The 482-nt window shown below is 55.4% G+C and carries 1 pseudogene; it reads left to right on the top strand.

Going from position 1 to position 482, the window contains the following annotated elements:
- Nucleotides 1-482 (top strand): annotated as a pseudogene (locus tag ACTHUR_RS19575) (sensor histidine kinase); the annotation flags it as partial.

Raw genomic sequence — 482 nt, 5'->3', positions numbered from 1 at the left:
TTATGCGTCCATGCTGTTTTTCTTCAATCTACTGCTCGACGGCAGCATCCGCCTGCATCCGTTTGATTGGGATACGCAGCCCCTGATTACTACGGTCCTGCTCTGTGGCGCGTGTTATCTTGTTGCCATGCTGACTTCGTTTGCCGCCCGCTATTTGGAGCAGGCGACCGAATCCGCCAGCCGCCATCAGCTTGCCTACCGCCGCATCAGCGGGTTGAACCGCCTCGTTCTCAACCGCGTGCAGGAAGCCGTTATCGTCATCGACAGCACCCAGCGCGTCTGGCTTTTCAACAAACAGGCAAAAACCTATTTCCCCGGTTTGGTGGTTGACCAGCAGGAAGTCGTGTTCGGCGAATTGGTTACACGTTGGCAATATCACCCCGACAAACCGTTTGAAACCGATATCCACATCTTCCAACACGCCATGCACGTCCGCGCCGTCCCGCTGATTCAGGAACAGACGGAACTGCTCATGCTGTATG

It is taken from the genome of Neisseria sp. P0021.S007 (genome assembly GCF_051956855.1).
Note: the sequence above shows the minus strand (reverse complement) of the source record. Positions and strands in the feature narration are given on the sequence as shown.